The organism is Pseudomonadota bacterium, from assembly GCA_039815145.1.
Taxonomy (GTDB): domain Bacteria; phylum Pseudomonadota; class Gammaproteobacteria; order Steroidobacterales; family JBCBZW01; genus JBCBZW01.
Genome location: JBCBZW010000026.1, coordinates 1 through 22,983, shown reverse-complemented (window position 1 = coordinate 22,983; position 22,983 = coordinate 1). Strand labels below are relative to the sequence as shown.

The window sequence follows — 22,983 nt, the reverse complement described above, 5'->3', positions numbered from 1 at the left end:
CCCGGGTCGGCGCAGGGCAGGCACCGGCGATCCAGCGGCGGTATGCTGATGCCCATCCTCTGCCGCCGCGTTCGCCAGCGCGGCGAGCGTCCACCCATCGCCGAGGAACTCTCATGCGCCGTTGGCTGCTTTCGCTGAAATCCTGTCTGCTGTTCTCGTTGATCGCTGGCGGCGCTGCATCCGTGCTCAACGTGGCCCACGCCCATGGCGGCGAACACGATCCTGCCCCCACGCCGACGCGCGTCCTCGGGGAGATCAGCTTCCCGACGAGCACCGACTCCAAGGCGGCGCAGGCCGAGTTCATCCGCGGCATGCTGTTGCTGCACCTCTTCGAGTACGACTTCGCCAAGGCCCATTTTCAGGAGGCGCAGCGCCTGGACCCCGCCTTCGTCATGGCCTACTGGGGCGAGGCGATGGTGCACAACCACCCGCTGTGGGACCAGCAGAACCGTGAGGCGGCGTTGGCGGTGCTGGCGCGTCTGGGGGACGGCGCACAGGCCCGCGCCGCGCGAGCGACGAACGACAAGGAACGCGACTTTCTGGCCAGCCTGGAGGTGTTGTACGGGGAGGGAACCAAGTCCCAGCGCGACGCCGCCTATCGCCGCACCATGGGGCAGATGGCAGCCCTCTATGCGGACGACCGGGAAGTGCAGCTGTTCCATGCCCTGGCCATCATGGGCGAGGGGGCGGGCGTGCGTGATGTGCCCGCCTACATGGAGTCGGCCGCCATCTCGCAAGCCGTTTTCTACGCCAACCGTGAGCATCCCGGGGCGGCGCACTACCTGATCCACGCCGTGGACGACCCGATCCACGCCCCCTTGGGCCTGGAGGCCGCTCGCGCCCTCGCCATCATGGCGCCCGACGCGGGGCACTCGCTGCACATGACCTCGCATATCTTCACGGCCCTCGGCATGTGGTCCGATGTGGTGACCGCCAATACGGAGGCCTCTCGCGTCGCCAACGCCATGGCCAGCGAACGGGGGCGTAAGGCGCGTAGCTGGGGCCACTACAACTTCTGGTTGCTCTACGGCTTACTGCAGGAGGGCAAGGCCACCGAGGCGAGACGCCTGCTGGAGGCAGCCCACGGTGAGCTGCCCGGGGCCTCACGCGCCGACATGGATGTGTTGGAACTCGATGCGGATCGTTCCCAACTCGGCTCGACCGTGCAGATGTGGGCTCGTTACCTGATCGAGATCGGCGGCCGCGATCCGAAGGTGGCAGCGTGGGAGTTCGACCTGGGTGAGGCGTACGATCCCCAGCTGCTCTACCACTACGTGAAGGCCTTGACGGCCCGGGAACTCCCCGACATCGGACAGCACCTGGCCGCCTTCCTCGATCTACAATCTTCTCTCGACGCCGCGCTGACGGCGCAGAACCGTCGCACCGCCTGGAACGAGCTCTACATGGATCGTCTGGAGGTCATGCTCTTGCAGATCCGTGCCGTGCTCGCTCGTGCCGACGGCGACAAGGAGAAGATGCTGAGCCACGCACGGGCTGCGAGCGAGCGCGAGGGGCGAATGCCCTACTCCTACGGGCCGCCCTTCGTGGATTACCCAGCCGCCCAGTTCCTCGGGGATCTGCTGCTGGCCGAGGAGCGCTACGAAGGCGCGGCGCAGGCCTATCGCGAGCAGCTGGCACGGTCGCGCAATCGCGTCCAAGCGCTTCGCGGCTTGGAAGCGGCTGAAGGCGCCAGGCGATAGGGGAGCGATAGATCCCGTCAGGTGCGCCGCGTGCGGCGTGAGCGGATCAGGCTGCCTTGGCAGGTTCTGCCGCGCGCAGCATCGCATCTAGGGCCAGCGGTTGGCCCGCGCGCACCGTGGTGACGCCGAAGTCGAAGGTGACCGGTGAGCCGTCGGGGCGGCCCTGCTCGGCACGCAGGTTCATGCGCAGGCGCGTCAGGGCGCGGCTTGCTTCGCCGTCGGTGCAGTTGGCGACCAGCGCCACGAAGCGACCGTTGCCTAGGTGAGCGAGCAGGTCGCGTTCGCGGAACACCTCCTGCATCGCTTCAGCGAAGCCGACCAATGTGCGCTCGAAGGCGGCGTTGCCGAAGTCGCGCTTGAGCTCACGGGCCCCTTTGATCTGCACCACCGCTAGCGACGCCGGCAAGCGTTGGCGGGCACAACGGCGAAGTAGCCCTTGGCCGGTGTGCTCGAGGCCGCGCTGGTTGGGCAGCGCGGTGACGGGATCCTCGATCGCCGCGCGGTCCGTGCGCACCACGTGGTCGAGGATGCCGCCGAGGTCCACCAGGCGCTCGATAGCCTGCTCGTCCAGCTTGCGCGGGGCGTAGTCGTACACGCAGAGGCTGCCAAAGGGCAGGCCCGTGCCTGTCCTCAGGGGCACGCCCGCGTAGAAGCGCACGTTGGGCGCGCCCGCGACCCAGGGGTTGTCGGCGAAGCGCTCGTCCGCCTGCACGTCCGGCACCACCAAGGGGCCCTTGTGGCAGATCGTGTGGGCGGAGAAGGCGACGGGACGTGGCGTTTCCGTGGTGGTGATGCCCTGGCGTGATTTGAACCACTGGCGGTCATCGTCGACCAGGCTGACCAGGGCGATCGGCGCTTGCAGCAGATCGCTCGCGATCCGCGTGACGCGGTCGAAGCGTTCATCGGCACGCGTGTCGAGCAACTGCAGCTCGTGCAGCGCCGTCACTCGGGCGGCATCGTTCTTGGGAATCGGTGGCGCGGCGGGCATCGCTTCTCGGTCGTCTGCTCGTGGGCGAGGGCGGTAGCACCGCCGGGATGGATCAATATGCCATCATCGGCCCCGTCGATACTTAGACCCAGCCCGCCTCTCGCGCATGTGCGTCCAGGCGGTGAGCGGTCTGTCACCTTCGCTTATGTCGCAAGGACGCTCAGGGACGAATGCTCAGCGCAATTCTCATCGGATTTGTGAACGGTGCCCGCACCTTTGCGGCGCCCGCGATCGTCGCCTGGGCGGCAGCCTTCGGCATCGTTCAGGTGGCTGACTCGCGGGTCACCTTTCTCACCTCTACCGCGCCCGCGGTCATCCTCACCGCTCTGGCCCTGCTCGAGCTGGCGGCTGACAAGCAACCCGCGATTCCGTCGCGCAAGTCGCCTGCCGCACTGGTGGCGCGCGCGGTGCTGGCCTCGCTCGGCGGAGCGGCGCTGGCCAGTCATTTGGGGGGTGGCACGCTGGTGGTGGTGCTCGTGGTCGGCGCCGCGATGATCGGCGCCTTCGTCACCTACACCATGCGTGCACAGCTCGCTCAGCGCTTGGGCCGCGACTTGCCGGCGGCACTGCTGGAAGACGTCGCGGTGATCGCCGTCGCCGCGCTGGCGCTCTCGCCGTTGTTGCTGCCCGCCGCCAGCGAGGCGGAGACGCTCAGCGACGAGGGGTCGCCCTCGGTGGCCATCGCCACGGCGTTCGGGCCCGAGTTCGACGCGCTCGCGCCGTACGTGGAGGGTGCTGAGGTGGTCGAGCACAACGGCGTCACGTTCCTAAGAGGATCGATCGCCAAGGTGTCGGTGGTGTTGTTCCGCACGGGCATCAGTACCGTCAACGCGGCGATGACCACGCAGCTCGCCATCGACCGGTTCGTTGTGGATGAGATCATCGTCAGCGGCATCGCCGGCTCCCTGGACGGGGGCCTCGCAATCGGTGACGTCGCCGTGCCCGCCCGTTGGGGCAAGTACGATGAGATGGTGTACCTGCGGGATATGCCCAACGCAGCGGCCGCCCTGCCGCCGGGAATCGTCACCGACTTCCCGCCGTTCGAGTTCATGGCGCCGCGGAGCATTCCCGTGGCCTCCGTCGACACTGCGCAGGCCGAGCGACGTTTCTGGTATCCAGCAGACCCGGCCTTGATGGCCGCGGCGGCGCGTGCGGCTGAGGTGACCGAGCTGCAAGCGTGCCTCGATGCGGACGACGCCTGTCTGCGCGGCAAACCGCGCGTGCACGTGGGCGGCAGCGCGGTGACCGGTTCGGTGTTCCTCGACAACGCGCGCTTTCGCGAGTATCTGCGACGCACCTTCGATGCGCAGGTGGTGGAGATGGAGACGGCGGCCATCGCCCAGGTCGCCTACGCCAATGGCGTGCCCTACGTGGCCTTCCGCTCCGTGTCGGATCTTGCCGGGGGCGAGCCGAAGGGCAACGAGATGCGCGTGTTCATGGGCTTAGCCGCGCGTAACGCCGCCACCTTGGTGCGTGCTTACCTGGCCGAGCGAGGCGGGGCGGGTTGAGCGGGTGCTTCAGCGCCGCATGAAGGGCGCTGACAAGTACGTATACTCGCTGGGCAATGCCGTTCACCGTTTCCCACGTCGCCGCCGTCGTACCGCTCCAGCGCATGCTCGGGGCGCGCACGTCGTTCTCGGCGCTGGCGATCGGTGCGATGGTGCCGGACCTTGGCTACTACGTGCAGTCCTGGACCTTGGCCGTGCACCTACACTCACTCGAGGGGGCGGTGACGACGGGGATCGCGATCGGGCTCTGCCTGTTTCTGCTCTACCACTGGTTGGTGCGTCCCGCCTACGTACGCTTGTTGCCGCGCTGGGTGAGCAGCCGCCTGGAGGCGGAGGCGTGGCGACGGGGTTGGCCCTCGCGCGAACCCATGTGGGCGGTGCTCGTGTGTTTGGCGATCGGTACACTCACGCACATCGGGTGGGACTCGTTCACCCACCCGCGTGCGGGCAGCCTGTGGGGCGATTGGTTCGCGGCGCCCGTGTTCGCTGAGCAGAGCTTGCCGCGCTACGTGGTGTTGCAGCACCTCAGCACGATTGCAGGCGCTGTGGCGTTGCTGGTCGGGATCGGCTTGTGGGCGCGTGCCACGCCGGCCCACCTCAGTCCCGCCGCCGCGCCGCACGGCGTGTTCGGACATCCGCTGTTGCCGCTCACCGTGGTCGTAGTGCCTGCGTTGGTGGGGTTTGCGAGTGCCGCGGCGTCGCTGTCGGGGGTGAGGCCCGTGGAGGAATTCCTCGTTCTGGTGGCCTACTTCGGTGGCGCTTGCGTACTCGCGCTCGGCCTCGTCACCGGCGTGCTCGTGCCCTTACTCGGCCTCGGTGAGCGGCGCTGAGTAACACCGTCGGGCCTGCCGATGCGATGCTACTCGCCTCGCCTGACGATATCTTTCGCCATGTTGCTCAAGGTGGGCACCATGGCCTTGAACTGATTGGCCTGCTCAGGGTTTGACGCATTGCCGTCCACCGCCCGCTTCACCACCCCCTGCACGATGGCGGCCAGGCGGAAGAAGCTGAAGGCGAGGTAGAAGGGCCAGTGATCGATGCCGTCGCGCCCCGTGCATTCGCAGTAGGTGCGCACGTACTGCGCTTCGCTCGGAATGCCCAGCTTCTCCCGCGCCAGTCCCAGCAGGCCGCGGGTGGCGGCCGTGTTCGGCAGACGCCACTGCATGCACTGGTAGGCGAGGTCCGAGTAGGGGTGGCCGAGGGTCGACAGTTCCCAGTCGAGCACGGCCACGATGCGCGTGTCCTGCGCCGGCCGGGCGGTCTCGATGATGAGATTGTCGAGGCGGTAGTCGCCGTGGACGAGGGCGACCTGGCCATCATCCTCAGGTTGGTTGTCCTCCAGCCATGCCATGAGCCAGTCCATCGACGGGATCGGCTCGATCACCGAGGCCTGGTACTGCTTGCTCCAGCGCCCGATCTGCCGGGCGTAGTAGTTGCCTGGTTTGCCGAAGTCGCTGAGGTCCGCGGCGGCCACGTCCACCTGGTGCAGGGCGGCCAGCACCTGGTTTTGCTGATCGTAGATGGTGCTGCGGGTCTGCTCGTCCACCGTGGGCAAGGCCGGATCCCAGAAGATCTCCCCTTCCACGAAGTCCATGACGAAGAAGTCTCGGCCGAGGGGGGAATCCTCCGTGGCGAGCAGGTGCACCGTCGGCACGGGCACCTGCTGATCCGCCAGCGCCTGCATCACCCGATATTCCCGTGCCACCTGGTGCGCGGAGGGCAGCAACTTACCGGGTGGCTGGGTGCGCAGCACGTAGCGACCGCCCTCGGCCACGAGCAGGTAGGTGGGGTTGGATTGGCCCTGGCGGAAGCGTTCGATGCTCTGCAGCTTGCCGAAGCCCGCAATCTGGTCGGCGAGGTATGATCCAATGAGGTCCTGGTCCAGGCTGTCGCTGACGTTGTCCACGCGCGCTCCGGCGGTCGAAGAGAAATGACAAGCAGGGCGTCACGAAGGCGCCTGCGGTGCGGGGATCAGCTTAACCCGGTCTCGGAGTTGCCGACACCTGCGCTCAACGTTTGGAGCTTCGCCTTGCAAGAACTCACCATGAATCTGGGCTTGAGCCCGAAGGCCCACGCGATGCGCGAGCAAGTGCGCGAGATCATCGATCTGCACGTGCGCCCGGCGGAGGAGATCTACGCCCGCGAGGTAGGCGTCGGCGACCGTTGGCAGCTCACGCCCGTACAGTTGGAACTGCTCGGCGCCCTCAAGGCACGGGCGCGCGAAGCGGGCCTGTGGAACCTCTGGCTCACCGCCACCGAAGACGCGGCGCTCAACACCGTCGACTACGCCTATCTGGCCGAGGAGATGGGACGCTCACCGCTCGCCGCCGAGGTCTTCAATTGCTCCGCCCCCGACACGGGCAACATGGAGGTGTTGCATCGCTTCGGCACACCCGCGCAGCAGACCGCCTGGCTGACGCCATTGCTCGACGGGGAGATTCGCTCCGCCTACCTCATGACCGAGCCCGACGCGGCGTGCTCCGATGCCACCAACATTGCCATGCGCTGCGAACCCGACGGTGAGCACTACGTGTTGAACGGCGAGAAGTGGTGGGCCTCCGGCGCCGGTGATCCGCGCTGCAAGGTGTACATCGTCATGGTACGTACGGGGGCCGAAGATGCACCGCGCCACCAGGCGCACTCGATGATTCTCGTGCCCAGCGATACCGCGGGGGTGGAAGTGCTGCGGGCGATGGAGATCTACGGCCACGACGACGCTCCCCACGGACACATGCACCTGCGCTTCACCGACGTGCGGGTGCCGCGCGATCACCTGCTGCTCGGTGAGGGCAGAGGCTTCGAGATCGCTCAGGCGCGCCTGGGGCCCGGTCGCATCCATCATTGCATGCGCGCTGTCGGCATGGCGGAGGAGGCCCTGCGCCTGCTCTGTCAGCGTTCGGTGTCGCGCGAGGCCTTCGGTAAGCCCCTCGCCCTGCTGGGCGCCAACCACGACATCATCGCCGAGTGCCGGATGGAGATCGAGATGGCCCGCCTCCTGTGCCTCAAGGCCGCTTGGATGATCGATCGCGGCGACCCGCGCGCTGCCGCGCCGTGGATCAGTCAGGTGAAGGTGGTGGCGCCGCGCACCGCCTTGCACGTGCTCGACGAGGCGATTCAATTGCACGGTGGCGCGGGGGTCAGTCAGGACACGCCGTTGGCGCGGGCCTGGACCTTGATGCGAACCCTGCGCCTGGCCGACGGCCCCGACGCCGTACATCGCCGTCAGGTGGCGCGCCACGAGCTGCGTGCGTACGTGCCGCGGTAGCCACAATCTGTAGCGATTCCCCGTTGCCTTTCGCGGTGCCTCGATTCTGGATGCACCGCACTTGAAAACTCCTGTGACCGTCGTTGACCAACCGGTTCGGCGGTCTCCACAATGCCCGCGCTGAATCACTTGGCTTGGCTCCAGCAACGTGTCTGCGTTGCGGCGGCGAGCTTTCCTGACCTCAAGACGAAGCAGTAAGTAGGGCACGGAAGCTCTGCGATCCCTTTGCTGCACGTATCCCGGCGGGTGCGTGCCGCGTTGGCCGGCCGCCAGGGGGTGGCCGGTCCTTTTTCCGATAACCTTATCCAAGTGTTAAGTAGCGTTACAGTCGTTGGTTGCCGGTCGGTGCAGTGGCACGATCAGAACATCAAACACGATACTGGCGGAGGGAAGCTCATGGATGTTTGGAAGTTTGTGCGAGATGCCGGTAAGGCCATCGGGATCGGTCGCAAGAAGGATGCGGCGCCAGATGCCTCAGCTCTCAGCGCGGAGGTGAAGGAGCTCGGGTTGCCCGGAGATGATCTGCAGATCTCCGTGGATGGCGATCGCGTGCGCCTGGAAGGCCGTGCGCCCACCCAAGAAGAGAAAGAGAAGATCATCGTGGCCGTCGGTAACCTTGAAGGTGTGGCCGAGGTCGAGGAGGCCATCGTGGCGGACTCCGGTGCGGCCGAACCCGTCTTCCACACGGTGGCGTCGGGGGACACGCTCTGGGCAATCGCCGAGAAGACCCTCGGCAGTGGCGCCAAGTACATGAGCATCTTCGAGGCAAACAAGCCGATGCTGAGCAACCCCGATCGCATCTACCCAGGTCAGGTGTTGCGTATTCCCCAGGGCTAGTGGGCCGCGATCGTCTGGCTGCCCGGGACTGGCGGTTCCCGGCACAGTAGCGGAGTATCTGGAGTGGGCAGAAGTCCTCGGATCGCGAAGGCGGTCCGGGGATTTCTTTATTGACCTTGCCTACTCGAGGAGCGCTCCGTGTGAGTCGGTTGGAAAATCTGGTCGAGGACTACGCCACCGAACCGGTGCCCCAGGCGGAGACCTACGGCGGCGTGCGTATCGGCTTCATCCTCGGCGGCATCGGCGTTGCCCTGCCTGCGTTGTTGAGCGGAGCCGAGGTCGGGGTCGCCCTCGGCTTCGAAGCCAGCTTGCTCGCCTTTCTGGCCGCCGCCGTGCTGGTCAGCACCCTGGCCATCGTCACCGGTTGGGTCGGGATGCGCAGCCGCCTGTCCACCTACATGATCCTGCGCTTCTCCTTCGGCACACAGGGTGCGCGTTGGGTGAACTTGACCTTCGCCATCGCCCAGTTCGGCTGGTTCGGCGTCAACGCTTATTTCTTCGGTGCCGCCGGTGAGCAGATCGGCGAGCAAGTGCTCGGCGCGACCCTGCCCTCGGCCGCCTACGTGATCGGCGGGGGCGTGCTGATGACGGGGGCAACGATCTTCGGCTTCAAGGCGCTCGACAAGCTGGCCCTGATCGCCTTTCCTCTCATGCTCACGATGCTGGTGATGATGGTGGCTCGCACCTTCGAGGCGACGTCGTGGGAGACGCTCACCACCCTGGCACCCACGGCGCAGATGAGCTTCGGCCAGGCGGTCACCACCCTGTCCGGCGGCATCATCGTCGGCGTCCTGCTGGTGCCGGACCTGACGCGCTATGCGCGCGGGCCTCGCGATGTGGTGGTGGCGGTGATCATCGCCCTCACGCTGATCGAGACCTTAGTACACGCGGTGGCGGCCGGCCCTGCCTTGCACCTCGGGGAGATCGAGCCCCTGGCCATCATGCTCGCCCTCGGCTTCGGCGCCTTCGCGTTGGTGTTTCTGGTCGTGGCCAGCCTGACCACCAATGCCGTTAACCTCTACGGCGCAGGATTGTCACTCGCCTCCATCTTTCCGCGCACGAGCGAGTGGGTCTTCGTGGTGGTGGCCGGCGTCATCGGCACGGCGATCGCCCTTACCGATGTCAGCGACGTGTTCATCGACTTCCTCGTCTGGCAGAGCGTGATCTTCTCCTCGGTGTTGGGGGTGTACGTGGTGGACTTCTTCATCCTGCGCGGTGGTGACTATCGCCTGGAGCAACTCGACGGCGCGCACAGCAGCGTCAACCCATCTGCCTTCATCGCCTGGGCGCTCGGTGCCGTGGCCGCGGCGCTCGCCTACTTCGATAAGACGCACGTCACGGGTATCGCCAACCTGGACGGCGTGCTGGTGGCGGCCCTCGTGTACGGGGGCTTGGGGCTGATACGGCGGCGCGAGGCGCGGAGGGTGGTTGCATGAGGGTCGGCGTAGATGTGGGCGGCACGCACACCGACGCCGTGGTCATCGACGACAACCAGCTGTTGGCCGCGCACAAGACGCTCACGACCGGCGACATCGCCAGCGGCGTGCTGGACGCGGTGCGCGAGGTGCTCACGCAGGCGGGCGTAGCCCCTGATGCCGTACGCATGATGAACCTCGGCACCACTCAGTTCACCAACGCGGTGGTCGAGCGTCGACGGCTCTCGCCGATTGCCGCCCTGCGCATCGGCGGCCAGTCGTCTTCGGCCTTGCCGATCGCGGCGAAGTGGCCTCGCGAACTTCGTGAGGTGGTGTTGGCGGATCCAGCACTCGCCGGTGGCCTGCTGGTGGACGGGGGAACGGAGTACGACGGGAAGCCCATCGTGCCCCTCGACGAGGCGGCCCTGGACGATGCGGTGGAGCAGATAGCGCGTAGCGGCGTGAGTGCGGTGGCCGTGACGTCCGTCTTCGCGACCACGGACGCCAGCGCCGAGCGCGAGGCGGCCGCTCGCCTGCGCACGCGGGTGCCCGGGATTCGCATCGCCCTCTCACACCAGCTCGGTCACCTCGGGCTCTATCAGCGCGAGAACGCGACGCTGCTCAACGCCGCCCTCCTGCCCCTGGCGAACGACGTGGTAAGCGCCTTCGAGCAGGCCTTCGCGGCCTTGTCCATGCGCTGCCCCTTCTTCATCTCCCAGAACGACGGCACGCTGATGGCGGCTGCATTCGCCCGCAGCTACCCGGTCTTCACCTTCTCCTCCGGCCCCACCAACTCCATGCGCGGCGCCCTGTGGCTCGCCCGCCACGGCGACGCCATGGTGGTGGACGTGGGCGGTACGACGGCCGATATCGGCATGCTCGTCGACGGCTTCCCGCGTCCATCCGGCAGCGCCGTGCGCGTGGGCGGCGTCCTAACCAACTTCCGCATGCCGGACGTACTAGCGGTCGCATTAGGCGGTGGTTCTCAGGTGAGCGAAGACGGTGGCAGCGTAGGACCGGGCTCCGTGGGGCGGGATCTGCGCACGCGGGCGCTGGTGTTCGGCGGCGATCAGCTCACGGCCACGGATATCGCCGTGGCCCAAGGCCGGGTACAGATCGGCGATCCCGGGTGCGTCGCCCAGGTGCCCGCCGCCACGGTGGCGGCGGCGAGTCGCGTGATGCGCGAGCGCCTGGAGGTGCACGTGGATCAGATGAAGACCAATCCGGCGCCGCTGCCGTTGGTGGTGGTCGGCGGCGGTGGCTTCCTCGTGCCGGACGGACTGGCAGGGGTGAGTGAGACCTTGCGGCCCCAGGACGGGGCGGTGGCCAACGCCATCGGCGCTGCGCTCGGGCAGATCGGCGGTGAAGCGCAAAGTGTGTATGTGGCGTCTCGGCAACCGCGGGAGCAGGCGCTGGCGGCGGTCAAGGCAGAGGCGATCGCGCGCGCCGTGCAGGCGGGCGCGCGCGAGGGCACTGTGGACGTGGTCGAGGTAGGGGAGGTGCCTCTCAGCTACTCCGATGAGCCGGGCGGCACCTTGCACGCGCGCGCCGTGGGCGATGCGGATCTCGAGCGGGTATCAGCAGTGAGTGGGGAGGCGGCGCGATGAGTGGCGATGGAGGTGAGCGCTTGCGTCAGGTGCGGGCCGAGCATGTGGAGGCGATCGCTCGCGGCGGCGCCTTCCTGGCCACCGGCGGTGGAGGCGATACGCTGATCGGTGAGATTCTCGCCGAGCGCGCCCTCGACGGTGTCGGCGCGGTCGACCTGCTGCCCTTGGAGGAGCTCGACGACGACGCGTTAGTGGTGGCGATAGGCTCCGTGGGCTCACCGACCATCATGCAGGAGAAGCCCGGCAACGGCCGCGAGGCCGGTTGGGCCCTCGATGCCCTGGAGGCTTTTCTCGGCCGCCGCACCACCGCGCTGATCGCCTTCGAAGCCGGGGGCGTGAATGCGCTCGTGCCCTTCGTCGCCGCCGCCGAGCGCGGCCTGCCCGTGGTCGACGCCGACGGCATGGGGCGCGCCTTTCCCGAACTGCAGATGGAGTCCTTCTCCATCTACGGCATCTCCGCCACCCCCCTCGCGGTGGCCAGCGAACTCGGCGATCGCGTGGTGCTCGACCACGTGCGCGACCCCTTGATCACCGAACACCTGGTGCGCCAGTTCTCGGTGGTCGCAGGCGGTGGTCAGTGCTTGAGTGCGGAGCATTGCATGAGCGGTGCGCAGGCGAAGGAGGTCACGATCCCCAGCACGATCAGCCTGTGCCATCAGATCGGCGAGCTGATCGGCCGCTTCGGTAACCGCCTCGAGCCCTTCGTCGATGCCCTGAGAGACTTACTCGCGCCGACACACTACGGAGAGGTACACGTGTTGACGACGGGCAAGGTGACGGACATCGAACGCCGAGTGGAGGGCGGCTACGACTTCGCCACCCTGCAGGTACAGCCCTTCGCCGGGGGTGTGCCCGTGCAGGTGGGCATCAAGAACGAGTACCTCCTGGCGACGGCGGGTGAGCGGGTGCTGGCGACGACGCCGGACCTGATCTGTGCGCTGGATCTCGAGACGGGGCTGCCGATCACGGCTGAGACCCTGCGCTACGGCCAGCGCCTGCAACTGCTCGCCATCGGCGCGCCGGCACGCATGCGAACGGCGAAGGCGTTGGAATTCGTGGCGCCTCGAAACTTCGGTTTCGATCAAGTCTACGTTCCGATCGAAACCCTCGCCGCCAATCGCTGACATTGCTGCAAGGCAGCGTCGCGCCGTCGACCCTCGGCGTTGCGAACGCGACGAACTGACGTCGATTCGGTCGCGTTGGAAGAGCTTGTCGCGTGAGTCGTGCCAGCCGTGACCTGGCGTGTTGTCGAGTGCGATAGGGACAGCTAAGCTGCCTCGCCTCAAGCCGTGAGAGGGGTCGTTTTTCGACGCCCGCTGCGGCACCTGTCGACGCGACGCAGCAGAGCGTCAGATATTGGGTGATCCGGTGGAGAGCGGACGAATGGCGCAGCGGCAAGAAGACCATCACCAGTTCAGTGAGGAGCTCAAGCAGCGCCTCGGTACCACCTGGGCCGAACAGATTCCTTTGGCTCGTTTCATGCGCTTGCAGCTGCGTGAGCTCGACGCGCGGGGCCTGCGATTGTTCGCCCCGCTCACGCCGAGCGCCAACCATATGGGCACGGGGTTCGCCGGTGCCCTGCAGACGGCAATGACTCTGGCGGGTTGGGGCCTGACGGCGGCGCTCGTCGATGACTGTCCACCTAGCGATATCGTTGCGCAAAGCGTGAAGGTGAAGTTCCTCCTGCCTGTGCGCAGCGATTTCGAAGCGATGGCCGTGATGCCCGACGGGCAGACGGTGGAGTCCTTCCTGACCCAGTTTCGCCGCCGCGGTCGAGCCCGCTTGCACTTGCGCGTGCGCGCGATGGTGGGCGATGAGATCCACGCCCTCGGCGAAGTGGGCTACGCGGCGATTCCGCCGAGCGCTTAGGGACTCAGCGAAGCCCCCTCAGGCGAGCAGGCCGGCGGCGAAGAAGCCGAGGTAGGTGCCGACGGCATTGCCGAGCGAGCCGATCAGCAGCGCCGGCGCCACCAGATCCGGTCGCTCGAGGCCTCGGGCGAGGGCGAGGGCCGAGGTGCCGCCGCCGATGTTGGCCTGGGACGCCACGGCGGCCCCGGCCGGATCGATGCGCATCACGTAGGCGCCCGCGAAGACGAACACACCGTGGACCAGAACCGTGAGGGTGACGAGGGCTGACAGCCCGAACCCAAGGTGGCCCGTGCCCGCGAGTTCACCGAGATCACACAGAGCCCCGATCGCCGCCAGGAACAGCAACACCGAGAACATCCCTAAGGCGCGCGCACCACGCAGGCGCTGGATCACGGGCACTTGCGCCAGGGCGAGGGCGACCGTGGTGAGGACCAGAATCTCGGGCAGCGCCAGTCCCAGGCTTGCGATGATTTCCGTTAGCTTCTGTGCCAGCAGTAGGGCGCCCGCGCCCAGGGCTAACATCACGGCAAGGTCGCCGGGGCCAACGACTTCGTCGTCCGAGGCGTCGGCGTGGGGTTGGGTTGAAGACGTGGTGGCCTCACCGGTGACCTGTGGGCGGCTCGCGGCGCGAGTGCGCCACACGGGGCCAAGCACGCGCGGCAACGCGATCGTCGCCACCATCCACACAGTGGTCATGAGGTTGTCGACCACACCAGCGCTCGCGTAGAGCAGCCCCTCGCGCTGGACCCCGAACTCGAGCGCCACGGCATTGAAGTTCAGGGCGCCGCCGATGTAGGTGCCGACGAACATGCCGGCGAGCGCGGCGCGAAACTCCCCGAAGATCTCCGCTGGGATCAGGACCATGGCGACCAGCACACCGAGCAGTGTGCCGATCGCGCCCAGCGCGAACATGCCCAGCATGGGGATGCCGGCGGCCACGATGCTGCGCAGATCCACCCCGAGCAGCAACCAGAAGATCGCCATCGGGGCGACGTAGGTGAAGATGGCGTCGTAGGCGGGGGAGCCGTCGGTGACCGATGGAATCAGGCCGACGTTGGCGCAGACGGCGGTGAGGGCGATCACCAGCAGGGCGGCGCCGAGCAGGTGCCAGCCGGGCCGTCGCGCCAACCAGTCGCTGATGCCTACGTTGACCGACAGGATGGCGAGCACCCCGAGGGGTGCGGTGATCATCACGGGGCGCCGAGCTCCGGGAAGGCCTCCCGCAGACTGCCGTAGAGGGCGTCGAGTTCCTTCTGCTCCGTGCCGTCTACGTTGATCAGGCGCATGAGCTTGGCCACGAAGGCCATGCGCATGGTCGGGCTGTCCTTCAGGTAGGCGCTCACGGTCTCCACGTCTTCCAGGGGATCGCCGCGCGAGGCCTGCGCCGCCTCGAAGAGATGGGCGATCTGTGCATCGCTCAGGTCGAACTCCTCGCGCATGATCTGGGTGAAGGCGTTGCGCTCGCGCTGGCTGATCGTGTCGTCGGCGGCGATCAGGTGGTAGAGCACGGCAGCGACGCCGCTGTGCAGCATGGCGTCATCGCGATTCGTAAACAGGTGGCTCTCCTCGCTCAGAGAGTCCAGCCATTGGCGGATCGAGGCAAACATGCGGGCGGTCGTCCTTGAGGCTGCGCGGGTGTCGGGGTGTGGCGTGTGTCCCCACCTTTGCTATGCAGCATACTCGAAGCGGTGCGCAGGCGGCGATCCTCGCCCGTCGCGGTTGGGCTGCAGCATGCGTATGCAGGCGGGCGGGCATAGAATGGCGAGTCGTGTGCAAGGACAGCCGGAGTCGCCATGAGACTAACCGTCGCCAACGCGCTGGCGCGCCTGGCCCAGGTCGACACGCCGTTCCGAGAGCTGTTCACCCATGGCAGCATGAGCGTGGAAATCTATCGGCCCATCAGCGTCGATAGGCAAACGCCGCACACGCGTGATGAGCTCTACGTGGTGGCCTCGGGCAGCGGTTGGTTCGTGGCTGACGGGGAGCGCGAGCGGTTCGAAGCGGGCGAAGTGCTCTTCGTGCCCGCCGGCGTGACCCACCGCTTCGAGGACTTCTCCGAAGATTTTGTGACTTGGGTGTTCTTCTACGGCCCTGAGGGCGGGGAGGCACCGACGGGCGCGAGCGACGCTTGATCGCGCCGCGCCGCGCGCTATAATTTTCGCGTCCCTCGGGGACACCGCCGATTTAAGTACCAACTTGCGGGCGGGATAGAAGTACGGCTAAAGCGGCGCCCACGAATCCTCCCGCCCCGGATTCCGGCTCCCGCCGGAATGGTGTTCGGGGCAGCGAAGAGGATTCCATGTCCTACGATCAGTGTGATTCCCCGTCCGTTGCGGCGGAGGCCTTCTGTTCTGCGGTGGCCTCGGCGATCGCCGAGCGCGCACACGCGCGCAGCCCGCGGGCGTTCGTAGACTGCCAGGTCATGCTCGCCCATCGGGCGGTGGTGGTGGCTGGGGAACTCGGCTTCTGGCCTCCCCTCGGGGCCTTCGAGGGGGTGTGCGACGCGGTGGCGCCGATCGTCCAGGCGCAACTCCTGGCCGTGCAGAACGCCGGCTGGACCCTGGACGCCTCCCCGGCCAGCTACGCCGTCATCAATCGCCTGCAACGCCTGCCTACGCACCGAGCCCGTGCGCTGGCCCAGGGCGGAGACGGTCACTGGCGGGATGACGGTTCGTCCCGGCGTCTGGGCCGAGCTCACGGACGCGTCCTGGTTGAGCCTGCGCTCGAGGTCACGGCCCTTCAGGCACGAGCGCCCGAGCCGCGCGAAGCGCGCCGAGTCTTCGAGGCTCGCCTGGCCCGCCCGGCGTCCGCCCGGTCCGCGATCTGCAAACTCCCCTCCAAGGCGGTATAACGCCTCCTGGGCCCGCGCGTGGGCTCGCTGGAGGTGAAGCGGCGTGAGCACAGGGTTGATTGCACTGTTGGATGACGTGGTGTCGATCGCCAAGGTGGCGGCGGCCTCCTTGGACGACGTGGCGGGCCAGGCCGCGAAGGCAGGCGCCAAGTCCGCCGGCGTGGTCATCGACGACACCGCCGTCACGCCGCGCTACGTGGTCGGCTTCGCGGCCGCGCGGGAGATCCCGATCGTCTACAAGATCGCGGTCGGTTCCCTGAAAAACAAGGTGCTGGTGCTGCTGCCCGTGGCCCTGCTGCTGAGCAAGTTCGCGCCGTGGATCATCACGCCGCTGCTCATGTTGGGAGGCTTCTACCTCTGCTGCGAAGGCGCCGAGAAGGTGCTGGAAGTCTTCCTCCCTCACCAAGCGCACAAGCACGAGGAAAAGGTGGGCTTGGCCGAGACCAATGCGCAGGCCCTCGAGGACAAGAAGGTGGCGAGCGCCATTCGCACGGACTTCATTCTGTCCGCGGAGATCATGGCGATCGCCCTGTCCGAGGTGTCCGATTCACCGTTGTTAACCCAGGCCATCGTGCTGGCCATCGTCGGCATCGGTATCACCTTGGCGGTGTACGGTGCGGTCGCCTTGATCGTGAAGGCGGATGACATGGGTGTCGCCCTCGCCGCGACCAAGTGGGAAGGCCCCCTCGGTGGCGGTGTGCGGGCGTTCGGCCGTGCCCTGGTGGTGGCGATGCCGGGGTTCCTGAAGTTGCTGGCGGCCGTGGGTACGGCCGCGATGATCTGGGTCGGCGGTGGCATCGTGATTCATGGGCTCGCCGTGTTCGGCGCAGACGGGGTGGAGCACTGGCTGCACGATGTCGCCGTCATGGTGGCGCACGCCGTGCACGTGTTCGAGGGCTTTGTCGAATGGCTCGTGTTCGCCACCGGCGCCGGCGTGTTCGGGTTGGTGGTGGGTCTGCTGCTGATTCCGGTGGTCGGGCGCGTCGTGGCGCCGACCTGGGGGGCCTTGAGCGGTCTGCTGCCGGGCAAGGACAAGGCGGAGAAGGATGCAGGCCATGCTGAACAGAACCATTAACCGACTGCCGCGTCGTACTATCGCCCTGGGCGCCGGCGCCGTCGCGACCTTGGGGCTCGCCGCCTGCGGGGGTGATGGCGGAGTGGCGAGCAACGCCGCCGTGCCCGATGTGGATGTTCTCGCCCGCGAGTACGTGTCCCTGGAACTGGCCATGGGGCGCCACGATCCCGCTCACGTCGACGCCTACTTCGGTCCCGAAGAGCTCGCCGCCCTCGCCGAGCAGGCCGATCTCGCTCCGGCCGAGATCATCGAACAGGCCGATGCCCTGAGCGCGCGCTTGGAGCCTCTGGTCAGAGTCCGAGAAGGGCGCGCACGCGATCGCCTACGCGGTTTGCTTGCACGCCTGCACGCGTTGCGCACGCGGGCCGCCATGGCGGCGGGTGAACGTCTCTCCTTCGATCAGGAGGCTCTCGCCCTCTTCGGTGTGACGCCTCCGACGTACGACGCGGCCCACTTCGAGGCCCTGCTCGTGGACATCGAGACCTTGCTCCCGGGCGAGGATCCCCTGGCCGACCGGGTGAGCGCGTTTCTCGAACGCTTCGAGGTACCTGCCGATCGGCTCGATGGCGTGTTTCAGGCGGCGATCGATGAGTGCCGCGCGCGCACGCTGGCGGCCCTCGAACTCCCCGCTAAGGAGCGCTTCACCCTCGAGTACGTGAGCGACAAACCCTGGAGCGGTTACAACTGGTACCAGGGCGATGCCGAGAGCCTGATCCAGGTCAACACGGATCTGCCCCAGCAGATCAACCGCGCCGTCGATCTGGGTTGCCATGAGGGCTATCCCGGCCACCACACCTACCAGACGCTGCAGGAGCTGAATTTGGCCCAGGGCGAGGGGTGGATCGAGTACACGGTGCAGCCGCTGTTCAGTCCGTCGGCCCTGCTGGCCGAGGGCAGCGCCAACTACGGCATCGAGGTGGCCTTCCCCGGTGACGATCAGGTGGCCTTCGAGAAGCGCGTCCTGTGGCCCCTCGCGGGGCTGGACGTGGCGGAGGCGGATCGCTACTACGCGCTCCAGCGCCTGCGGGCGCGCCTGAGTTACGCGCGCAACGAGGCGGCGCGTGGCTATCTGGACGGGCAGATGTCCCGTGAGCAGGCGATCGACTGGATCGTGCGCTACAACCTCGTCGATCGTGACCAAGCGGAGCAATCGCTGGATTTCATCGATACCTACCGCAGCTACGTCGTCAACTACAACCTGGGCCGTGACCTAGTGCGGACCTTCGTCGAGGCGGCGGGGGACGACCGCTGGACGGCCTTCACCCGCCTGCTGTCGGCGCCGATGATCCCGGCCGATCTGCAACCCTGACGAGCGGGACCGTCTCCGCCTAGCGACGCGCGCCCGGCACTGCGACCGCAGCTGTCCGGACGGCATCTATGCAGCGATGGATTCGATCCAGATCACGCTGCTGTAGTCGTAAATTTCGCTGCCTTGCAGCATAATATCGCCCCCTCGCGCGTAGGCCCTAGGACCCCCCGAATGACCAGTCTTCTGCGAAGCCCTTGGACCCTTTCCATCATCATCGTGCTGGTCCTGGTGGCCTGGATGACCTCCGGTGCGCTGTCCGACGGATCGGCGTCTTCTTCGACGCCCGTCGCCGAGGCGGGCGACGGCGGTGTAGGGGCGCGCGAGGGCCGTCTTACGCGCGTGCAGTATCAGGAGGAGTTCGCGCAGCGCATCGAGCGTCGTCTGCAGGTGAGCGGGCGTACGGAGGCCTCCCGCGAGGTGCAGGTGAAGGCGCAGACTTCCGGTCGTATCGAGGCCACCGTTGCCCTGCGCGGTGCGCGCATGGAGGCGGGTGAGGAAGTGTTGCGCCTTGACCTCAGCGACCGCCAGGCGCGCCTGACGCAAGCCAAGGCCTTGGTGCGTCAGCGCGAACTCGAGTACGCGTCGAACAAGGCCCTCAAGCCCTCCGGCTTCAACACCGAGGGCCGAGTGGCGGAGACCTTGGCCAACCTCGAGGGCGCGCGAGCAGAATTGCGCCGGGCGGAGCTGGACCTCGAACGCATGGTGGTGCGGGCGCCCTTCGACGGTGCCTTGCAAGATCGTTCGGTGGAAGTGGGCGACTACGTCACTCCGGGCGATCCGCTCTTCACCTACCTCGACGATCGCAAGGTGATCGTGAGCGCTGATGTGTCCGAAGGTGACATCGGCTACCTGCACACGGGGCTGGTCGGGGAAGCACAGCTCATCGACGGCGTCAGCCGCCAGGGGCATGTGCGCTACATCTCACCCCAGGCCGACACTTCCACGCGCACCTTCCTGGTGGAGTTGGAGCTGGACAACGCACAGGGGCGTCTACCCCTCGGCGCATCGGCCGATCTCGGCCTGCCGCTCGAGAGCGTGCTGGCCCACGCCATCTCGCCCGCCCTGATGACCCTGGACGATGCCGGCGGCCTCGGCATCAAGATCGTCGACGACGACAACCAGGTGCGCTTCCTGCCGGTGGAGATCGCCCGCGCGGACGGCGACACGGTCTGGGTGACGGGCCTGCCGGACCCGGCCCGCATCATCACCGTCGGCTACGGCTTCGTCAGCGAGGGCGAGCGCGTGGCCCCCACCTTGGAGTCGCAGAACCAGCGCACGGCGCGCGAGCGGGATGCACTCCCGGACACACGCCTGGTCGAGGCTGACGTCGGCGAGGACAACTGATGAACGCCATCATCGACTTCGCCGTGCACCACGCGCGCACGGTGCTACTCGGCTTGGCTCTGATTCTCGTCGCCGGCGCCGCCAGCTACGTGAACATCCCCAAGGAGGCCGATCCGGACGTCGAGATTCCGGTGATCTACACCTCCCTGTCGCACGAGGGCATCTCCCCCGAGGATGCGGAACGCTTGCTGGTGCGCCCCGTCGAGCAGTCCCTGCGCGCTATCGAGGGCATCAAGAAGATCTCCTCCAACGCCTACCAGGGCGGGGCGTCCGTCACCCTCGAGTTCGACGCGGGCGTGGACACGAGTCTGGCCCTGCAGGACGTGCGCGAGAAGGTGGACGGCGTCAAGGCCGAGTTGCCGGAGGAGACGGACGAGCCCATCGTCTCCGAGGTCACCCTGTCGCGCATGGATCCCATGCTCGTCCTGCAACTGAGCGGTCAGGTGCAGGAGCGGGTGCTGACCCGCCTCGCGCGGGATCTGAAGGACGACATCGAAGGCCTCGCCGGCGTGCTCGAGGTCAATACGGCGGGCGACCGGGAAGAGGTGGTCGAAGTGCTGGTGGATCCGCGCGCCATGGAGAGCTACGAGATCTCTCAGGCGGAGCTGTTCCAGCTGGTCGATCGCAACAACCGCCTGGTGGCGGCCGGCACCTTGCAGGGCCAGCGAGGGCGCTTCCCGGTGAAGGTGCCCGGGGTGTTCGAGACCGTTGAAGACGTGATGGCGATGCCGGTGAAGGCGGATGGCGATCGCATCGTCGCCCTGCAGGACATCGCCAACATCCGGCGCACCTACAAGGACGCCACCAGCTTCGCTCGTATCGACGGCAGGCCATCGATCAGCCTCGAGATCATCAAGCGCGCCGGCGCCAATGTGATCGACACGGTGGACGAGGTGAGGGCGCTGGTCGAACGCGAATCGGCGCTCTGGCCGGCAGCCGTGCAGGCGAGCTTCTCGCGCGATAAGTCCCGCGACATCCGCAACATGCTCAGCGACCTGGAGAACAACGTGCTCTCCGCGGTGCTGTTGGTATTCGTGGTGATCATCGGAATCCTCGGCCTGCGCTCGGCCCTGTTGGTGGGCGTGGCCATTCCCGGCTCCTTCCTGGCAGCGATGCTCGTGCTGAACCTCATGGACATCAACGTCAATATCGTGGTGCTGTTCAGCTTGATCATGGCCGTGGGCATGCTCGTCGATGGCGCCATCGTGGTGACCGAGTTGGCGGACCGCAAGATGGCGGAAGGGTTGGCGCGCAAGGATGCCTACGCGACGGCGGCCAAGCGCATGGCCCTGCCGATCACCGCGTCCACGCTGACCACCCTGGCCGCGTTCTTCCCCCTGTTGTTCTGGCCGGACGTCACCGGCCAGTTCATGCGCTACCTACCGATTACCTTGATCGCCGTGCTGAGTGCGTCCCTGGTGATGGCCCTGGTCTTCGTGCCGACGCTCGGAGGGATCTTCGGGCGGGCGGGGACCCTGGATCCCAAGGCACAAGCGGAGCTGGCCGCGGCGGAGCAGGGGGATCTCGATCAGATTCACGGTTTCACGGGTGCTTACCTTCGGGTGCTACGCGTGGCCCTGCGCGTGCCGATGTTGGCGGTGACGTCGGTCACCGTGCTGCTGGTGGGCATCTACGTGGCCTACGGCGCCTTCGGCAAGGGCATGGAGTTCTTCCCGGACGTGGAGCCCGAGTTCTCGAGCGTGGAAGTGCGCGCGCGCGGCGATCTCTCGCCGCAGGAGCAGGATGCCCTGGTGCGCCAGGTGGAATCGCGCATCCTCGACATGCCCGAGTTCGACTCCGTGTACGCTCGCACCGGCGCCTCACGAGATGAGGGCACCAGCGATGTGGTGGGCACTATCCAGCTTCAGTTCGTGGATTGGAGTGAGCGCCGGCCGGCCGCGCAGATCCTCGCCGACGTGCGCGAACGCACGGCGGATCTCGCGGGCATCGTGGTCACGGCCCGGACGCCGCGGGCGGGCCCCAGCAACGACAAGCCGATCATCATCGAGGTGAGCTCACGCTACCCGGAGCGACTGGAGGCGGCGACCACGGGCATACGCACGCTGCTGGAGGAGGTGCCTGGCCTGCAGGATGTCTCCGATAGCCGTCCCCTGCCGGGCATCGAATGGCGACTGAACGTCGATCGTGCGGAGGCCGCCCGCTACGGTGCCGACGTTACCCTCGTCGGCAACGCGGTGCAGCTGGTCACCAACGGCCTCAAGATCGGTGAGTATCGCCCGGACGATGCGGATGACGAGGTGGATATTCGCGTGCGCTATCCCGCCACCAGCCGCAGCCTCACGGAGATCGACACCCTGCGCGTCTCCTCCGATCGCGGCATGGTGCCCATCGGCAACTTCGTCACACGCATTCCGGCGCAGGAGGTGGGTACCCTGGAGCGTACGGACCTGCGGCGCACGATGAGCGTGAAGTCCGACGTGCGCCCCGGCATGCAGATTCCCGAGCGGGTGGCCGTGCTGCGCGAAGCCGTCGGCGAGCTGCCCCTCGACCGCTCCGTCAACGTGAGCTTCCGCGGCGACAGCGAGGAGCAAGAGTCCTCCCAGGCCTTTCTGATGAGCGCCATGCTGGTGGCCGTGGCGATCATTTACATCATCCTGGTGACGCAATTCAATAGCCTGTTCCAGGGCTTCCTGATCCTGACGGCCGTGCTGTTCTCGACCGGTGGAGTGCTCCTCGGTCACCTGCTTCTCCAGCAACCCTTCGGCTTGGTGATGAGCGGTATCGGGGTGATCGCCCTGGCGGGCATCGTGGTCAACAACAACATCGTACTCATCGACACCTACAACACCCTGCACGGCAGTGGCATGTCGGCGACGGAGGCGATCCTGCGTACCTGTGCGCAGCGTCTGCGCCCCGTGCTGCTGACCACCGTGACCACGGTGCTTGGACTCCTACCGATGGTGTTCGGTATCAACCTGGACTTCTTCGACCGCGAGATCCTGATCGGCGGTCCTTCGTCGCAGTGGTGGACTCAGCTGTCCTCAGCGGTGGCCGGGGGACTCGCCTTCGCGACGGTCCTGACCCTGCTGCTGACCCCGAGCATGCTCATGCTTCAGGCGCGCGTGGAGAGCTGGAACTGGCAGGATTTGCTGCGTCAGCTGCGCGACGCCGAGATTCCCCGCGGGTAGCACTCACCCGCCGCGCCGCAATGATGACGCGGCGCTACAGCTTGGCCGGGGTCTGCAAGCCTGAGG

The 22,983-nt window shown here is 67.0% G+C and carries 19 protein-coding genes; 15 read left to right on the top strand and 4 right to left on the bottom strand.

What is annotated here, in order from left to right:
* Positions 1–113 precede the first annotated feature (113 nt).
* The gene (locus AAF184_09355) at positions 114–1,700 is read left to right on the top strand and encodes a hypothetical protein (protein ID MEO0422528.1); all 1,587 of its coding nucleotides are present in this window, start codon (positions 114–116) and stop codon (positions 1,698–1,700) included.
* 46 nt (positions 1,701–1,746) lie between these two features.
* Here the strand turns inward: AAF184_09355 and AAF184_09350 are convergent, their stop codons facing one another.
* Positions 1,747–2,688, bottom strand: a complete 942-nt coding sequence (locus tag AAF184_09350; GenBank protein MEO0422527.1) for a GAF domain-containing protein — start codon at positions 2,686–2,688, stop codon at positions 1,747–1,749.
* A gap of 170 nt (positions 2,689–2,858) precedes the next feature.
* On the opposite strand from AAF184_09350, the gene AAF184_09345 reads away from it, so the two are divergent.
* A complete protein-coding gene (locus tag AAF184_09345) occupies positions 2,859–4,196 on the top strand; it encodes a hypothetical protein (GenBank protein MEO0422526.1) in 1,338 nt (445 codons plus the stop codon).
* A 56-nt stretch (positions 4,197–4,252) separates the two neighbouring features.
* Positions 4,253–5,026, top strand: coding sequence for a DUF4184 family protein (locus tag AAF184_09340; GenBank protein MEO0422525.1), 774 nt, complete (start codon positions 4,253–4,255; stop codon positions 5,024–5,026).
* Positions 5,027–5,055: 29 nt separating this feature from the next.
* Here AAF184_09340 and AAF184_09335 read toward each other — a convergent pair whose 3' ends face one another.
* The gene (locus AAF184_09335) at positions 5,056–6,102 is read right to left on the bottom strand and encodes a phosphotransferase family protein (GenBank protein ID MEO0422524.1); all 1,047 of its coding nucleotides are present in this window, start codon (positions 6,100–6,102) and stop codon (positions 5,056–5,058) included.
* A gap of 138 nt (positions 6,103–6,240) precedes the next feature.
* Between AAF184_09335 and AAF184_09330 the strand changes: the two genes are divergently transcribed.
* The 6 genes from AAF184_09330 to AAF184_09305 all read left to right on the top strand — a co-directional run bounded on the left by AAF184_09330 (position 6,241) and on the right by AAF184_09305 (position 13,189).
* Positions 6,241–7,461, top strand: coding sequence for an acyl-CoA dehydrogenase family protein (locus AAF184_09330; protein ID MEO0422523.1), 1,221 nt, complete (start codon positions 6,241–6,243; stop codon positions 7,459–7,461).
* 396 nt (positions 7,462–7,857) lie between these two features.
* Positions 7,858–8,298, top strand: a complete 441-nt coding sequence (lysM, locus tag AAF184_09325) for a peptidoglycan-binding protein LysM (GenBank protein MEO0422522.1) — start codon at positions 7,858–7,860, stop codon at positions 8,296–8,298.
* A gap of 140 nt (positions 8,299–8,438) precedes the next feature.
* Positions 8,439–9,734, top strand: coding sequence for a cytosine permease (locus AAF184_09320; protein ID MEO0422521.1), 1,296 nt, complete (start codon positions 8,439–8,441; stop codon positions 9,732–9,734).
* Positions 9,731–11,320, top strand: coding sequence for a hydantoinase/oxoprolinase N-terminal domain-containing protein (locus AAF184_09315; protein ID MEO0422520.1), 1,590 nt, complete (start codon positions 9,731–9,733; stop codon positions 11,318–11,320). Before AAF184_09320 ends, AAF184_09315 begins: the two co-directional genes overlap by 4 nt.
* The gene (locus AAF184_09310) at positions 11,317–12,444 is read left to right on the top strand and encodes a DUF917 domain-containing protein (GenBank protein MEO0422519.1); all 1,128 of its coding nucleotides are present in this window, start codon (positions 11,317–11,319) and stop codon (positions 12,442–12,444) included. Before AAF184_09315 ends, AAF184_09310 begins: the two co-directional genes overlap by 4 nt.
* Before the next feature lie 259 nt (positions 12,445–12,703).
* Complete coding sequence (locus AAF184_09305) at positions 12,704–13,189, top strand: YiiD C-terminal domain-containing protein (protein MEO0422518.1); 486 nt, start codon at positions 12,704–12,706, stop codon at positions 13,187–13,189.
* A gap of 18 nt (positions 13,190–13,207) precedes the next feature.
* Here the strand turns inward: AAF184_09305 and AAF184_09300 are convergent, their stop codons facing one another.
* Together AAF184_09300 and AAF184_09295 are read right to left on the bottom strand one after the other, a co-directional pair.
* The gene (locus tag AAF184_09300; GenBank protein MEO0422517.1) at positions 13,208–14,380 is read right to left on the bottom strand and encodes a DUF819 family protein; all 1,173 of its coding nucleotides are present in this window, start codon (positions 14,378–14,380) and stop codon (positions 13,208–13,210) included.
* Positions 14,380–14,796, bottom strand: a complete 417-nt coding sequence (locus AAF184_09295; protein ID MEO0422516.1) for a TerB family tellurite resistance protein — start codon at positions 14,794–14,796, stop codon at positions 14,380–14,382. The genes AAF184_09300 and AAF184_09295 overlap by 1 nt, the downstream gene beginning before the upstream one ends.
* Positions 14,797–14,982: 186 nt before the next feature.
* Between AAF184_09295 and AAF184_09290 the strand changes: the two genes are divergently transcribed.
* The 6 genes from AAF184_09290 to AAF184_09265 all read left to right on the top strand — a co-directional run bounded on the left by AAF184_09290 (position 14,983) and on the right by AAF184_09265 (position 22,917).
* Complete coding sequence (locus tag AAF184_09290; protein ID MEO0422515.1) at positions 14,983–15,321, top strand: cupin domain-containing protein; 339 nt, start codon at positions 14,983–14,985, stop codon at positions 15,319–15,321.
* A 167-nt stretch (positions 15,322–15,488) separates the two neighbouring features.
* Entirely contained in the window at positions 15,489–16,040 is a 552-nt protein-coding gene (locus tag AAF184_09285; GenBank protein ID MEO0422514.1) for a hypothetical protein, read from the top strand.
* Between the two features lie 43 nt (positions 16,041–16,083).
* Positions 16,084–17,115, top strand: coding sequence for a DUF808 domain-containing protein (locus tag AAF184_09280; GenBank protein ID MEO0422513.1), 1,032 nt, complete (start codon positions 16,084–16,086; stop codon positions 17,113–17,115).
* Entirely contained in the window at positions 17,096–18,424 is a 1,329-nt protein-coding gene (locus AAF184_09275; protein MEO0422512.1) for a hypothetical protein, read from the top strand. The genes AAF184_09280 and AAF184_09275 overlap by 20 nt, the downstream gene beginning before the upstream one ends.
* Before the next feature lie 171 nt (positions 18,425–18,595).
* On the top strand, positions 18,596–19,768 hold the full coding sequence (locus AAF184_09270; protein MEO0422511.1) for an efflux RND transporter periplasmic adaptor subunit: 1,173 nt from the start codon (positions 18,596–18,598) through the stop codon (positions 19,766–19,768).
* Positions 19,768–22,917 carry an efflux RND transporter permease subunit gene (locus tag AAF184_09265; protein ID MEO0422510.1) on the top strand — a complete coding sequence of 1,050 codons (3,150 nt, stop codon included), beginning with the start codon at positions 19,768–19,770 and terminating at the stop codon, positions 22,915–22,917. The genes AAF184_09270 and AAF184_09265 overlap by 1 nt, the downstream gene beginning before the upstream one ends.
* Positions 22,918–22,983 lie beyond the last annotated feature (66 nt).